The following is a 15,610-nucleotide window of genomic DNA, read 5'->3' as shown; positions in this document are numbered from 1 at the left end:
AAAAGGGTACAGTCCATAGATTGTGCCCTTTTATTTTTAAATGCTTTTTCTGTGCTTATACTGCATTCGGATTTTTAAGCTCAGTCATCGGCCATCTTGGTGTTGTGGTCACTTCAAGCCCATCGTGTTGTCCAGCTTTTAAACGCTCATACCCTGCAAAAGCGATCATGGCGCCATTATCGGTACATAAAGCGGGTTCTGCATAATAGACTTGGGCTTTAATCTTTTGCAAAGACGTTTCTAATTGTTCACGTAAGCGCAGATTGGCACTCACTCCACCTGCAATGACCAATCGTTTTAATCCCGTTTGTTTTAAAGCTTTGACGGATTTTTTAACCAGAGTATCCACGATCGCTTCTTGAAAGGATGCCGCAATATCTGCATCACGATTTTCTTCGCCCAATTTTTTTAGCTGAACTGAAACCGCTGTTTTTAAACCGCTAAATGAAAAGTCCAATCCCTGATGTAACATGGGGCGCGGAAAATCAAAAGCTTGAGCATCTCCCTGTAAGGCTAATTTTGCAATATTTGGCCCACCGGGATAAGGTAACTCCATCATTTTTGCGACTTTATCAAATGCTTCACCTGCTGCATCATCAATAGATTCACCAAGTAGTTCGTACTGACCAATGCCATAAGCCGCCATTAGCTGCGTATGTCCACCAGATACAAGTAGTGCCACAAAAGGAAACGCTGGCGGTGTAGTAGACAATAATGGCGCAAGCATATGCCCTTCCATGTGATGCACACCTATCGCAGGTTTATTCAATGCCAACGCCAATGTTCGTCCAAACAATGCACCTGTCATCAGCGCACCCATTAAACCTGGACCACGGGTATAGGCGACTGCATCAATGTCTTTTTTATCGATTTGACTTTGCGCAAGCAGTTCGTTCAATAATGGAATAAGTTTACGTACATGATCACGTGAGGCAAGTTCTGGCACCACACCACCATATTCCGCATGGAGTTTGATTTGACTGTAAAGCACCTGTCCACGCAGTCCTTGCTCGCTATCGTAAATCGCCAAGCCAGTTTCGTCACAAGAGGTTTCCAAGCCTAAAACAATCATTAAAATGCCTATATTTTTACGACTAAAATTCTGCCAACGCTATTATAGACTTGTGATATCAGTTGTAAATGAGTAAAATACTGACCTTCACTTGTCATCGAGGCAATCCTGCGCTCGATGTTATCCATAATCTAGAGGATTTTACATGCCACAAGTTAAGTTGAAAGAAGGCGAACCAGTTGACGTAGCAATCCGTCGTTTCAAACGTTCATGCGAAAAAGCTGGTGTTTTAGCTGACGTTCGTAAGCGCGAGTTCTATGAAAAACCGACTCAAGAACGTAAGCGTAAAAAAGCTGCTGCTGTTAAGCGTTACCAAAAGAAATTGGCACGCGAATCTGTACGTACTACTCGCCTTTACTAATTAATTTGTGATTGACTGTCTGGATAATTAAATGACTACTTTGAAGAACCAAATAACTGAAGTTTTAAAAGCCACTATGCGTGCTAAAGAAATGAATAAGTTAACGGTGATTCGTGGTTTACAGGCAGCAATTAAGCAAATCGAAGTCGATGAGCGCGTAGAGCTTGACGATTCGCAAGTTCTTGCGGTCATTGAAAAGCAAATTAAACAGCGTAAAGAATCGGTCAAAGCCTTTGAAGGCGCAGGCCGTGATGATTTAGCTAGTAAAGAACAAGCCGAAATTGAGGTGTTATCCCAATTTCTACCAGAAGCTATGACTGAGGAAGAGCTTGATTCTCTCATTGAGCAAACGATTGCTGCTCAAGGTGCTACTAGCATGAAAGATATGGGTAAGGTGATGAACTCTCTACGTCCGATCATAGCCGGACGTGCCGATCCTGCACAAGTATCTGCAAAAATTAAAGCAAAACTAGGCTAATTGATATTTAGCTTGATTTGCCACTTCTCTACTTCACATACAATTTTTAGAATGGATTGATGAGATTCATATTAAATGAGTCAACTATAAATTTCTTTCTGAATGTATTTATTTATTGCAAATGACACTGAATATTATATTTCTTTAAAATTTGCATTTCTTTTGATGCCATCACTTGATTAATAAAATCCTGTTTTGTCATTTTCGCATAAGAAAGCGGTAAGTCTGATCGATATTGATCATTAACCTGATATAAATCTTGCACATATTGATTCACAATGCCACAAAATTGCGTTTGTTGTGTTGGAGTAAACTGCGTCTGTTGTGGATTGAGTGAGCGTAAAAAATGACGCATATCCGTATTATAAGTATTCGAAATTTTTTCAACTGAGCGTATATAACGTTCAGGCGGTGCCGCAAAAATTGACTGCCCCAAAATCACTAAACTTAACAATAATGTGAACTTTTTCATAACTATAATCAATATGATACTTCTCATGTTAGCTTAATAGCTAAAATATTTTTTGCAACGTAAATTTCATATAGAAAGATGCTTTTAGATCAAACAAAGTTGTATTTAAATTAGATTTTCAATAACCGCTCTGACTGCATTTGTTTTAAACGATCTTCAATCTTGGCACTCATGGCATTATTGCCTTTTGCTAAACGTTGCGCATGTAACATCGACTTTATCGCATTTTCCTCATAACCAGACCAATATTCTACTTCAGCTCGATAGCGCAAGACATTGACGGTTCTTAGCGGTGATTTGGTATCTGCATTGGCAGCTTGTTGTAGTAATCGCCATCCTTCGATGTCTTTATTATTGGTATTGATAAATCGTTGTACTAGTGTCTGTGCTTCGGCACTTTTACCTTGTCGAATCAGGATTTCAGCGAGTTTATATGCTAAAGGACGATTTTCGGGCATGGTGCGCTGGGTATTAATAATGGACTGATATGCATCCTCTAATTTATTTTGATTTAAATAAATATCAGCCTGTAAGATGCTAATCAGAGTATTGCTCGGGAAAGTTGTCTTTACCCCATCAAGCATTGTTTGCGCTTTGGCATAATCACCCTGATTGTTATAAAAAGCACTCATTGCCAGTTGAGCTGGTTTGTTATTTTGATTCACTTGAATCTGCAACAATTGTTCTGTGACTTGATTGGTTTCAACCAAGGTATACCATTTTAAAATCTGAAAATCAGGATCGTACAATTTGGACTTCACTTTAGGAAACTGATTGGCACGTAAGCGCGATTCACTCATCCGCTCAGATGTCAGTGGATGCGTCATCCAAAAATCAGGCAGATAGCTTAATCGACTTGTAGAACGATTCATAGTTTCAAAAAAATCAGCCATACTTTGTGGATTATAGCCCGCCGCATACATATATTGCATACCTATACGATCTGCTTCCCGCTCCTGATTACGACTATAGGTGAGTTGATTATCCATCAAAGCAGCTTGTGTACCTAACATGACCGCAGCACCAGCATCCGATTTGGTCTGTGCAGCAATTGCAGCACCCACTAAAATCCCCGCCAATGCCAACAGACCTTGCCCCTTAAATGCTTCTTGTGATCGACTATAATGTCGCTGACTGACATGGGCAATTTCATGTGCCATCACCCCTGCAACTTCATCAATATTGTGCGCAGACGCAATTAAACCTGAATTTAAGGCAAATAGTCCACCTGGAACAGCAAATGCATTAATTTGTGGATCATTGACTACCACCATTCCAATGGGTTGACCCAATTGCGTCTGACTGAGTATTTGAGCGAACACTCGAAAAAACTGATCCTCAAGCCATGGATCATGCAAAATAGGCAACTGCCTTTGAACCTGGCGGTAAACTTTCTCTCCAATCATTTTTTCTTTTTGTTGATCGATCAACCCGATACCACTTCCAATTTCAGGCACTTCTACCTGAGAAGTGGCAGATTGATAGAAATAATCGGAATGTGCCTGCGCAACTCCAGTCAGCATAGATAACGTCAAAACAGTTGCCACATGTTTCAAATCATGATCTCTCATCAAAAATAAGGGATAACTGATCAAAATAATTTTGTCATTACCCCCAATATAACACTGGAAACTCAAAGCATTTGCAATAAAGTGTTATAGCAAATTTAGCCATTTACAAGATATTGTGGAGTTCGTCCCTCCAGCGCATCGACTAGATTCTTATGTGCCAGTTTAGCCATTTTTAATCGTGTTTCGGCAGTCGCAGAGCCAATATGCGGCAATGTCACCACATTAGGTAAACTAAATAATGGTGATGACTGTAATGGTTCTTTTTGATAGACATCCAGACCTGCGGCAAAGATTTGTTGTTGTTGCAAGGCATGAACTAGAGCTTCTTCATCCACCACTGAACCACGTGCAATATTTACGAACACAGCATGAGACTGCATTTTTTCAAACTGTGCCTTGCCCATGAGTGCTTTGGATTCAGGATTTAAATCCACCGCAACTACAACAAAATCTGACCGACTTAAAAGTTCATCCAAACCACAGTAGCGTGCATTTAAAGGCTGTGCCAATGCAGGTTTTTCACGGCGGTTATGGTACAGAATATTCATATTAAAGCCATAAAAGCCGCGTCGTGCGACTGCTGCACCAATATTCCCTAGTCCAACAATACCGAGTGTTTTACCAAAAATATCCTGTCCAAATTGAGCAGGACCGACTGTACGCTTCCATTCACCGTTTTTTGTCCATTGATCCAGTTCAGGGACTTTACGTGCAGCACTAACTAATAAAGTAAAAGCCAGATCCGCAGTTGTTTCTGTCAGTACATGGGGCGTATTGGCTAGCCAAATATTATTTTTTGTGAGGTAATCCACATCATAATTATCATAGCCTACACTCACAGTTGAGATAATTTTTAATTTTTGTGCAGGTGCCAGATTGGTTTCATTGAGTAAACGACCCGCTCCAATCATGGCATCAGCATCTACGACTTCTGTACGAATTTGCTCATTGATGTCACCTTGCTTGGGATTTAATACCACCACATGATAATCGCGCTCAAGTTGATCCAGAACCGTTGCATCAATTTGACTAAAAACGACGACTTTCTGTTTCATTACATATCCTTATTCAATAAGCTAAATATCTAAAGTGAGAGATATACTAGATTTCTTTTAACTATTGAATCCGTTTTTCTTCTCCAATATGGAGAAATAAAAAGGATTTATGAAAGAAATCCATGCTCTAACATATCAAGAAATGAAATTTTATTGGGTTAACATCAGTTGCCATAGACGGCGTTTGAGTAAAGGCTGATCAATCATTTCCTGTAAACTAGCAAGTTGCATGCTCTGAGCGTGAGAAATAAAGTCCAGTTGTCCCAAAATCAAAATACGCTTATCCAGCGCCAACGCATCTAAAAAGCCTTGAATATAAGCGTGTACACCCCGCCCGTCACGAAAGTTTTCAAGCGGTAATGGCCATTTTAATTCATGGTAATAGCCCGATACTGAAGATTGAATATTCGTCCAGAGTTGTCTTTGCTGTTTGGATAATTGTGAACTTTCAACCACAATAATGACCTGATCAAGACAATATGCTTCTAATGTAAAAGCCTGTTGCATGACCACAACAGTTTGATCTTTTGGCAAGATGCTCGCAGGAGTTTCCAGAGTCGACTGCGCAATTTCAACAACTGCTGAAGTTGGTTGTCTATCTTTTAACTGAGCAATCGGCTCAATGTGTTTTATCAATTCTGGTTTTGCTTGAGATGCAGCTAGCACTTGCTGATTGACCACAGCGACAACCACATGATCTTCGGGGGGAATTTGATCACGCCAAGAACAAACAGGCGGCTTTTTTTGACATAACATTGCTCGTGGAATCCAAACATCCACCCCCATTGCCGCCAAAATATTACGCTGCTGCCCTGTCATATTTACACTATTGCCTCTATTTCCACGCTATTCTACTCTGCTTTATAGGCTTTTTCAGTGCTTTGATCGAAACAGAGATTAAGTGTCGTTTAAATAATCATCAGGGTATTTTTCTTTTGCATTTGATCGACAATATCCCCAGTCTCAAATCCAAATCGCCAATATAACAACTCTAAAACATCCAGTTCGTCTTGAGTGATAATACGATCACTCCATAAACACATTTCGGCAATACCCAATATACTAAGTCGATCACGTAACAATAAACCCGCACAATCATTCAGAATTTCAGCCAGATCAATAGGTTCATCCGAGATTTCTTCATACCATACCATTTCTTCCAAAGTCAAAATATGGCTCAGAATACGATCACGCACTTCAAGCTGATTGGGACTATTAATTTGCTGTACATGTAGCAATGCATCGATTAAACGAACGATTTGTGGTTTAACTTCTTCAATCGAGGTCGGCATATGGACTGGCATCAGATTTAGCTCAAATTTCACCTTCTCCAAAAGCAAAGCATCCAGTAAACCGACTTCACCGTCTTCTTGAATAATTAAAGCCAAACGAGTTAAAAACTGTCGTGCGATACTGGCTGGAAGTGAGCCAATATTACGACAGGCTTCATGAAAAATCTGAACATGCACACGCCCATCCAAATAAAGCAAGGCATCCACAATGGCACGGCTGACTTGGGCATTTTGTGGAAGAAATTCACGATATTGCCGAATCATCAAGATTGCAACCATCACTTCACGCGATCCTGTCGCTGTCTGCAATGCTCTTTGGATTAACTCAGGACGCTTAATATTTTGGCGTATTTCAGCCTTAAGCGGCTTAATAGCATCATTTAAAGCAAAACTAATGGGCGATAAACGCAATAATGGTAATGGCTGTGGTGATATCCACGGTGTATGAACATTACCATCCATTTCTTCAAGTGAACGAAATAAACTAAATAGCGGACGATTTCTTAACTTTTTAAGATTCTCAAGTTGTAACTCCTGCAAAATCGTTGGATTAAGTTCATAAATACGATCTTCAATACTCGGGTGAATATTCAACCAGCTTTGTGGGCTCAACGAGTTGGCAAAACACATATGTGCAATAGATTCAGAAAATACACTATGAATTTGCGAGCCTGCATGATGGACATAGATTCGAAGTAAAGTTTGAGTATTGGCATTATTTTGAATAAGCTGCATGGTTTTATAGTCATTACGGAAAGTTCGACCACTTAAAGTTAAGTATTTGATCAAACGTGTAATCAGCACTCCCATACTGCCTAATAGCCAGATAATCCCACCGACTGCAATAAAGAATGTTTCAAATTTGCGATGTTTATTTTTTTGATAAGGCTTAAAACCTCGTTTTGCAATTCGACTACCTAGTTGGCTAAAAGTAATCAAGCCACTATATAAGATTTTAAGTTTAGTATTTTCTACCGCTTCACCAGATAAAATCTGATTAAATTCATGGCTTAGCAAACCATATAATTCAACTTCATCCAGATTTTGCAATGCTCCCCACGTCATGATAATGACCACATTACGCTGATCAAATCCAGCAGTTAAGGCATTGACTCCAACTTCATCTGGCAAAACATATAATACTGGCGTTTCAATTTGAAACTTTTTTGCCAAACCTTGAGAAATTTTAAGGGCGACGCTTTCTTCTGGCGTATTTTCCAATAAATCTAAACGACGACCTTTTAATTGCTTCGCTAAAGAATGTCCGCCTTCTCGAAAAATATAGAGTTCGTAAATGGCGGAACTCACCACAATAAAAAACAATAAAATAATCAAATAAGGACTGAGGCTATGCCAAAAAATAGACTGACTATAATCAAAGTAATGAACCAAAAGTCCAAGCGTGGTATTTAAGATGAACATTGTCAGCAGCATCGCGACCACGCACATGCTTGCCGACCACATCATATTTTTATTTTCAACGAGATAATGACTGACTTCTTTCAATGTAAATATGTCCTGATTACATTGTTGCCTCATCATAAATGAAAAAAGCGGGAAAAACCCGCTTTTTCCCACAGAATTTATATTATAACTCTTCTTTGATTCCTGTTAAATCAACGGAAGCAGCATCAATATTGACATCTATATAACCATCTGTACTTTTGGCTGAATCATTACGCTTACGCTCTAGGTTTTCTAGATAAGTCTGATCGATGCCACCCGTCACATAAATACCATCAAAGACCGAACTATCAAACTCTGTCAAATCAGGTACTTTGCTCGTACGAACTGCATTTTTTAAATCTTCCAAATCCTGAAAGATCAAACGATCAGCACCAATAATGTCCTGAATCTCTTCAACACTACGTTGTGACGCAATTAACTCAGTTTTTGCTGGCATATCAATACCATAGACATTTGGATATTTCACCATAGGCGCAGCAGAAGCGAAATAAACTTTCTTGGCACCCGAATCACGCGCCATTTGAATGATTTCATTACACGTGGTACCACGAACAATCGAGTCATCCACAAGCAATACATTTTTACCTTTAAACTCAAGTTCAACTGGATTGAGTTTTTGACGTACTGATTTTTTACGTTGCTGTTGACCTGGCATAATAAAGGTACGACCGATATAACGGTTTTTCATGAAACCCTCGCGGAATTTCACACCCAAAATATTCGCCAGTTCAAGTGCAGAAGTACGGCTGGTATCTGGAATTGGAATCACGACATCAATATCGTGTTCCTCACCCCATTCACGCAAAATTTTATGTGCCAGTTTTTCACCCATTTTTAAACGGGCTTTATAGACTGAGATTCCATCGATAATTGCATCTGGACGCGCAAAATACACATATTCAAAAATACATGGACGATGCTTTGGTTCAGCAGCACATTGTTGAGTGAAAAGCTCACCTTGGTCATTAATGAAAATTGCTTCACCTGGCTGAATATCGCGCTCAATCTTAAAGCCAAGTGCGGTAATCGCAACTGATTCAGAAGCAATAATATATTCAGTGCCCAGTTCCGTTTCACGCGAACCATAAATGAGTGGACGAATTCCATTTGGATCACGAAAACCCACCAAACCATGCCCCGTGATCATGGCAACCACACCATAAGCACCTTTACAGCGCTCATGAACGCGCTTCACTGCATGAAACACATCTTCTGCGGTTGGATTTAAAGTGCCACTCTTTTGCAATTCGTGAGCAAACACATTGAGCAGAACTTCAGAATCAGAGTCGGTATTCATGTGACGCAAATCTGTTTTAAACAGATCATCATGAATATCAGAAGCGTTGGTCAAGTTACCATTATGTGCCAGTGTAATCCCATATGGAGAGTTTACATAAAATGGCTGTGCTTCAGCACTACTTGCCGAACCCGCAGTTGGGTAACGCACATGACCAATCCCATAGTTACCAATCAATGCACGCATATGACGAGTATGAAATACATCACGCACCATACCATTGTCTTTACGCAGGAAAAGACGACCATTATGACAAGTCACGATCCCAGCTGCATCCTGTCCACGATGCTGCAACATCGTTAATGCATCAAACAACATTTGGTTAACGGGTGCTTTACCAGCTATACCAACTACTCCACACATAGCAACCTCGCAGACGGGCTAGGATTAATAAAAAGGATTTTGGGTTGAATGACTGGACTGATCTTTGTCTAAATCAGACTCAGCCACCTCATGTGAAGGGCGATGAAATAAACTCCCTTCCGATGTCACATGCTGTAATGCTTCATTGGCAGCATCTTTCGATAATTCGGTTGCTAACGGCGCATAAGGCAGTAAGACTTGAACAAATTTGGACTGTTTCCAATGTGGAGAGCTTTCGACCCATGGGCCAAGACCTTGCATGGTCACCAGTACAATCAACAAGCCTTTTAATGTCCCAAAAGCACCACCAGCCAAACGATTTAATGGACCGAGACTCATACTTTTAAGTATCAAATTGAGTATACCCGTTACAATCCACGTAAGGACAATAATCATCAGAACAATAAATGCAAATGCCGCAATCTTTTGGACAACGGGATCATGACTTAATACCCCCATGCTTGGCGCCAAAAAGCTGGCATATTTCGCACCCATAATTAGTGCCAATATCCAACCAATCAAGTTCGCAAAGGCTTTTACGAATCCTTCTCGCAAACCGTTTAGCCCTCCAATGAGCAGGAGTATCAGAATAATGATATCCAGTGTATTCATCACTTAGTTGAAAGCACTCACGCAATCTTTAATTAGGCTTGGACCTGTATATATGAGGCCACTATAAATTTGTACAAGGCTAGCACCCGCATCTTTTTTTGCAAGCGCATGTTCACCTTGGGTGATTCCACCCACACCAATCAAAGGAATTTGACCATTCAAACGTTTTGCAAACTGACGTAAGCATTCTGTACTTTTTTCAAACACAGGTGCACCAGATAAACCACCCGCTTCATTCCCATAAGGCAAACTTTCCACGCCTACACGAGACAAAGTGGTATTGGTCACAATCAAGCCATCAATTTTAAACTGTAATAATTGATTTGCGATAAATTCGATATCTTCTTCAGTCAAATCAGGCGCAACTTTGAGCACCAATGGAACATAGTGATGATACTGTTCTGCTAGTTCTAATTGGCGTTGTTTCAGCGTTTCCAGTAACTCGGTGAGCGCATCACCACTTTGCAAGCTACGTAGATTTTTGGTATTGGGCGAAGAAATATTGACCGTAATATACGATGCGTAATGATAAACTTTTTCCAGACAAATCAGATAATCATCGACTGCATTTTCAACTGGCGTATCGGCATTTTTACCAATATTGATCCCTAAAATGCCTTTAAATTTTGACGATTTGACATTTTCAATCAACTGATCCACCCCATCATTATTAAACCCCATACGGTTAATAATGGCTTTTGCCTCTGGGATACGGAATAATCGTGGCTGTGGATTTCCAGCTTGTGGACGCGGAGTAATGGTGCCTATTTCAATAAAACCAAAACCCATAGCTGCCAATGCATCAATATAAGTGCCATTTTTATCAAGGCCCGCAGCAAGACCTACAGGATTAGGGAATTCTATACCCATACAAGTCACAGGTTTTGGTGCAATATGCTGACGCCCTAATCCAATTTTATGGGCGGACTTCAAAAGTGATAAGGTAAGTTCATGGGCACGCTCGGGTGACAAGGAGAACAACATTGGGCGAGCAAGCGAATATAACATATCAATCAAAGTCTACTGCTTTTTCAGGTAGGCATATTATAGGCATAGCGTAGATAAAACACCATGCTTGCAAGCCTTTTATTTTGAGACCTTATTGTACTGTAGCCGTTAATTTAATCTGATTATTACTCGACACCATCTCCATTTTTTCAATTGACAGGCCCATTTGTGCAAGCTGCGTTATAAAATTCGCTAAAACCGCATAATTTTGATGTTCTGCGACAATTTGCAATTGATCTCCCATTTGCTGAGATGACACTGTTAAGCCCTGCTGCTGTGACACTCGCTGAACTTTCTCAGCTAAACTCAATTGGCTTTCTGAGGCAGGTTTCATGGTCACTGCATTGCTTTGCATCCAGACCATTAAATCTTTAAGCTCATTGACTCGCTTTTGTTGCTGATCGGCCAGACTGTGCATTTTCCAAAGTGAAAAACCCACCAATGCAACGACCACCAGTATGCTGGCAAAAATCACCATATAACGTTCACGCGCAGACATGCGTTGTAAAGCATCAATAATACGTTCGACTTTTTGATCAAAGCCTTGCTGAATTCGAGTTATCGTGTTCATTATTGTACTTTTACCATCCCAATTGCGCCTGCACCATCCGCCTGAACATTTCCTAGTTCTGCTTTAAACCCTTGTTGATTAAGCTGCTGCGTTAAATTTTGCAAATCATTGGCAGAATTGGCTTTTAATGACATGCTCAAAGACGAAGCGCTATAACTTATTTGCTGCGCTACAATTTGGCGCTGCATCAAAATAGGTCCGACTCTACTTAATAAATTTAAAGCTGTCGTGTCACCGCTTTGGCTCATTCTCAACTGGCTTTCAAACATACTTTTTATATTTTGCTCAGTCACTCGACTATTGGCACCAAACCAGTATTTATATTGATCTACGGCCTGTATCGCTGTCTGGTTCGCCAGCTTTTTTAATTTGTACCAACGTAAAGCATCATAACTTAACTGAACAATCAATACTGCGATGAAAACAGCAACACATGCTTTCCAATAACCAGAGACTTTGCTTTCATTTTTGGCTTTGGGTAATACATTGAATGGATGCTGCTTCGATTTTTGAATTTTTTGAAACTGATAATCAAAAGGTTCACGGGTTTCTGCCGTAGAAACATTTGCCAGCAGATCAAGTTGTTGTGCGGTCAGATTACTATAATGATAAAAAGTATCAGCGGCTTGAAATTCAAGATAAACCCCAAGATCATCAATCACCATACCTTTATAGCGACTTTCACGCACCAAAGTCTGCCCATGCAAATGGATCAGATTGACTTTATTCTGTTCAGGTTCAGGCACAATCAGAAAATCAGGGAGTAAAGCGACCAGTTTAATCGGCAACAAGTTCAAAGCATGCTGCCATGTTTCAACTAAATTTTGTGCAACAGCCAAGATTGTCAATTGATCTGGCGATTCAAAATGGTGAACCACTCGCATGTGATCAATCGGCATAGTGACATATTCTTCCATGAGATATTTAATCCCATCTGCCCCCAATTGCTTCACATGAGCTTTGGTGATCTGTTGTTGCAAAACCTGAATATGACGACTGGAAAAGAAAACAACGGTCTCTTCTCCTTGATGCGGTTGCAAATCATGAATCAGCTGTTCAAGGCTGGAAGCCTGTAACCAATTTTCACCTGTTGACCAAAACCAAGCCCCATTGGCTTCAGGCATCCATAAATACAGCATAAATTATAAGTACCGTGTTTTCATTATAGCGTAGGTATAAAACTATGTTCTTGTGTTGACAATCCATTGGCAATCACACTTTGGCGATAAATACGTGCTTCAGCCAAAGCAAAGGGATTAAAGTTCTCATGTGTAAGCTGTTCAGCAATATGCCCCACAACATTCATATGACACACCACAATAACAGACTCAAATGGAAGTTGGGATAGCCAGTCTATCGCATCTTCTGCATCATCATCAGGTTTGATCTTATCACAAAGTAAAACAGGAACTTCAGGAAAATATGCCTGAATATGACCAAGCGTTTCTTGCGCACGCAGTAAAGGGCTCACGACAAAAACTTCGGGGCTTACAATCCCGTTAAGATATTGTGCCGTTTGTTCAGCCTGAGCATGACCCAGTGCTGTCAACGGTCGCTTGGTATCATTACCATCTACAGGAGGCGCTGCCTCTCCATGACGAACTAAAGTCAGTTGCATAACCATTCCTTTTTAATCTTTCTTTATGATAACAAGTCTTTATGACAGTTTTTATAAACAGGCTATTACACTTCATGATGCGGCAGTACAAACTCGACATCACTACGATGCCCATTCTTCATAAGCGCAAGTGCAATATTTAAAGCTGGCGCATTCTCAAAGATCACTTCATACAAAGCATTGGTAATTGGCATATATACATCAAGCTCTTGAGCGCGTTTACGTACCTGTACAATGGTATTGATGCCTTCCGCCGTTTGTCCAAGTTCTTTAGTCGCCTGTTCCAGCGTTTTACCAGAACCTAAAGCATAACCAATTTGATAATTACGACTGAGTGGACTATTACAAGTCGCAAACAGATCACCTACGCCCGACAAACCCAAAAATGTCAGAGGATTTGCACCCAATTCTACAGCGAAACGGCTCATTTCTGCCAAAGCACGTGTGATGATCATACTCTTGGTATTTTCACCAATATTATAAGCTACCGCCATTCCCATCGCGACTGCATAAATATTTTTCAGTGCACCCCCCAGTTCTACGCCATGCACATCATCGCTACCAAAAACACGAAATAAAGCACTATGTAAAGCATGCTGTACGGCATAACGCACCAGTTCAGAGTGACTGGCAATCACTGTGCCTGAAGGCATACCCGCCATAATTTCTTTGGCAAGATTTGGCCCAGAAAGTACACCGTAGGGAACTTCTGGTAATTCTTCCCGAATAATATCGCTCATAAAGCTGAACGTATCGGCTTCAATTCCCTTGGTCAGCGAAACAACCGCCTGTGAAGTAATAAAGGGGGAAATTTGTTTAAGTACATTACGGAAAGAATGGCTTGGTATCGCAACTAAAATGATGTCACGATCACAAACAGCCTCTTCGATATCACAGACTGCACGTAAACCCGTTTCTAAATTAAAATCTGGTAAATAACGCTTATTGATATGACTGCGATTAATATCATCTGCGGCATCCTGATCACGAATCCAGATCATAGTATCGCAACCATTGCGTACAGCGAGATTTGCCATTGCAGTACCAAAACTACCACCACCTAATACGGTAATTCTGAGCGCTGTTTTTTTATCCACTTCAACTGGCTTAACCAAGTCTGAAAAATTTAATTCCGTCATACGTTTTTTATTCCTACAACACCCATATATTCTTGTTAAGACTGCCAATTCGTGACGAAATCGCTTATAACCACCTCTGCACGTGGCGCAATTGCTTTTGCAGCAGTACCAATGTAAATAATGCCTGAGATCAAATCACGATCAGCCAATCCTAAATGATGCTTTAACCACGTCGACTCTACCACTGCGCCCGAACGCCACATGCTCGCAAAACCCTGTACCTGTAACGACAGCAGAAAATTTTGAATCGCAGCACCTGAACTCAAGGTCTGTTCAAACAATGGAACTTTGGGATGATCCTGAAATTGAGTAACCGCAATGACCAACAAAGGTGCGCGAAAAGGATGTTGCTTAACTCGATCAAGTTGAACTGGATCAGTTTCACCCAAATCCGCCAGTGCCTGAGATAAACTTTCTCCAAAATTCGCACGTTGCTCGGGTTGAATGACAATGAATCGAGTAGGTTTGAGGCGATGGTGATCTGGCGCAGTCAGAGCAGCTTCGAACGCTTTTTGTAATTGTTGCGACGAAGGAGCAGGCTCAACAAGATGCCCAATTGATTGACGCTGATGAATATTTTGATGAACCGTATTTACGTCTAAATCCGTCATGAACATTGATCTAATAGAGAAAACAAAACTAGATTAGCATATTCTTTTTTATTTCTGCCATGTCAATCTGGGCATTTATTCAGTTTTCACCAATTTGACATCTATACTGCACAAAACCATCAAAACCTATACAACATACTCAAAATAAATAGAAAATTTTATGTTCAACTAAAATGGTTCATTTTTAATATTTCAGAAGGACTGGTTTATGAAAACACAAATGACCGCCAGCATACTGACTGTGTCAGCCCTTTTACTGACCGCTTGTGCATCTAATCCGACTTCCACAGCTGCAATTCAAAAAGAAAATAATCAGTTTGAAGTGACAGGTGTTGGAAAAACAAACTTAATTGCAAAAAACAATGCGGTTGATGCTGCCAATAAAACCTGCAAACGCAGTACAGCCATCGTCGTCGATGAGAAAACCAACTATAACGGCGTACTCAAAGGTGTAGTGGATGAAGACACTGGAAAAATGGTTGAAGCAGCAGCCAGTGTTATCGGCTCTATTTCAGGGAAAAATGCGTCTTTAGCTAAAGATGATGATTACCAAACCACACTTACCTTTTATTGCAAGGCGAGCTAACCTTAACGAGCAGCTCGTTTTTCATGTACAATAAAAA

General features: G+C 40.4%; 17 protein-coding genes. 3 read left to right on the top strand and 14 right to left on the bottom strand.

Annotated elements, in window-relative coordinates; translation table 11 throughout:
* Window positions 1-55: 55 nt before the first annotated feature.
* Window positions 56-1,072: a tRNA (adenosine(37)-N6)-threonylcarbamoyltransferase complex transferase subunit TsaD gene (tsaD, locus tag EGS47_RS14215; protein ID WP_119686601.1), complete on the bottom strand. Its 1,017-nt coding sequence runs from the start codon at window positions 1,070-1,072 to the stop codon at window positions 56-58.
* Between the two features lie 145 nt (window positions 1,073-1,217).
* On the opposite strand from tsaD, the gene rpsU reads away from it, so the two are divergent.
* Window positions 1,218-1,433, top strand: a complete 216-nt coding sequence (gene rpsU, locus EGS47_RS14210) for a 30S ribosomal protein S21 (RefSeq protein ID WP_001136722.1) — start codon at window positions 1,218-1,220, stop codon at window positions 1,431-1,433.
* A gap of 31 nt (window positions 1,434-1,464) precedes the next feature.
* On the top strand, window positions 1,465-1,911 hold the full coding sequence (locus EGS47_RS14205; RefSeq protein ID WP_004988228.1) for a GatB/YqeY domain-containing protein: 447 nt from the start codon (window positions 1,465-1,467) through the stop codon (window positions 1,909-1,911).
* Window positions 1,912-2,023: 112 nt separating this feature from the next.
* Here EGS47_RS14205 and EGS47_RS14200 read toward each other — a convergent pair whose 3' ends face one another.
* From EGS47_RS14200 to EGS47_RS14140, 13 genes are all read right to left on the bottom strand, one after another.
* Entirely contained in the window at window positions 2,024-2,383 is a 360-nt protein-coding gene (locus EGS47_RS14200; protein ID WP_034698744.1) for a hypothetical protein, read from the bottom strand.
* Between the two features lie 110 nt (window positions 2,384-2,493).
* Entirely contained in the window at window positions 2,494-3,906 is a 1,413-nt protein-coding gene (locus EGS47_RS14195) for a M48 family metalloprotease (protein WP_228198145.1), read from the bottom strand.
* A 143-nt stretch (window positions 3,907-4,049) separates the two neighbouring features.
* Window positions 4,050-5,009 (bottom strand): 2-hydroxyacid dehydrogenase, encoded by a 960-nt coding sequence (locus EGS47_RS14190; RefSeq protein WP_119686602.1) that lies wholly within the window; start codon window positions 5,007-5,009, stop codon window positions 4,050-4,052.
* A 150-nt stretch (window positions 5,010-5,159) separates the two neighbouring features.
* Entirely contained in the window at window positions 5,160-5,828 is a 669-nt protein-coding gene (locus EGS47_RS14185) for a hypothetical protein (protein ID WP_119686603.1), read from the bottom strand.
* An 89-nt stretch (window positions 5,829-5,917) separates the two neighbouring features.
* Window positions 5,918-7,807 carry a M48 family metalloprotease gene (locus tag EGS47_RS14180; protein ID WP_005004685.1) on the bottom strand — a complete coding sequence of 630 codons (1,890 nt, stop codon included), beginning with the start codon at window positions 7,805-7,807 and terminating at the stop codon, window positions 5,918-5,920.
* Window positions 7,808-7,889: 82 nt separating this feature from the next.
* Window positions 7,890-9,428 carry an amidophosphoribosyltransferase gene (gene purF, locus EGS47_RS14175; RefSeq protein WP_005004686.1) on the bottom strand — a complete coding sequence of 513 codons (1,539 nt, stop codon included), beginning with the start codon at window positions 9,426-9,428 and terminating at the stop codon, window positions 7,890-7,892.
* A 24-nt stretch (window positions 9,429-9,452) separates the two neighbouring features.
* Complete coding sequence (locus tag EGS47_RS14170; protein ID WP_119686604.1) at window positions 9,453-10,040, bottom strand: CvpA family protein; 588 nt, start codon at window positions 10,038-10,040, stop codon at window positions 9,453-9,455.
* A gap of 3 nt (window positions 10,041-10,043) precedes the next feature.
* Entirely contained in the window at window positions 10,044-11,048 is a 1,005-nt protein-coding gene (locus EGS47_RS14165; protein ID WP_119686605.1) for a quinone-dependent dihydroorotate dehydrogenase, read from the bottom strand.
* 91 nt (window positions 11,049-11,139) lie between these two features.
* On the bottom strand, window positions 11,140-11,619 hold the full coding sequence (gene gspM, locus EGS47_RS14160; protein ID WP_044433510.1) for a type II secretion system protein GspM: 480 nt from the start codon (window positions 11,617-11,619) through the stop codon (window positions 11,140-11,142).
* Window positions 11,619-12,758, bottom strand: a complete 1,140-nt coding sequence (gene gspL, locus EGS47_RS14155; protein WP_119686606.1) for a type II secretion system protein GspL — start codon at window positions 12,756-12,758, stop codon at window positions 11,619-11,621. Before gspL ends, gspM begins: the two co-directional genes overlap by 1 nt.
* A gap of 23 nt (window positions 12,759-12,781) precedes the next feature.
* Entirely contained in the window at window positions 12,782-13,237 is a 456-nt protein-coding gene (locus EGS47_RS14150; protein ID WP_119686607.1) for a SixA phosphatase family protein, read from the bottom strand.
* 65 nt (window positions 13,238-13,302) lie between these two features.
* Window positions 13,303-14,376: an NAD(P)H-dependent glycerol-3-phosphate dehydrogenase gene (locus EGS47_RS14145; RefSeq protein ID WP_004998322.1), complete on the bottom strand. Its 1,074-nt coding sequence runs from the start codon at window positions 14,374-14,376 to the stop codon at window positions 13,303-13,305.
* Between the two features lie 35 nt (window positions 14,377-14,411).
* Complete coding sequence (locus tag EGS47_RS14140; RefSeq protein WP_005004702.1) at window positions 14,412-14,987, bottom strand: nitroreductase; 576 nt, start codon at window positions 14,985-14,987, stop codon at window positions 14,412-14,414.
* Between the two features lie 208 nt (window positions 14,988-15,195).
* On the opposite strand from EGS47_RS14140, the gene EGS47_RS14135 reads away from it, so the two are divergent.
* The gene (locus EGS47_RS14135) at window positions 15,196-15,573 is read left to right on the top strand and encodes a hypothetical protein (protein ID WP_004988255.1); all 378 of its coding nucleotides are present in this window, start codon (window positions 15,196-15,198) and stop codon (window positions 15,571-15,573) included.
* Window positions 15,574-15,610 lie beyond the last annotated feature (37 nt).

The organism is Acinetobacter sp. FDAARGOS_515 (genome assembly GCF_003938865.1).
Taxonomy (GTDB): Bacteria; Pseudomonadota; Gammaproteobacteria; order Pseudomonadales; family Moraxellaceae; genus Acinetobacter; species Acinetobacter ursingii.
This window is presented reverse-complemented; position numbering and strand designations above follow the sequence as displayed.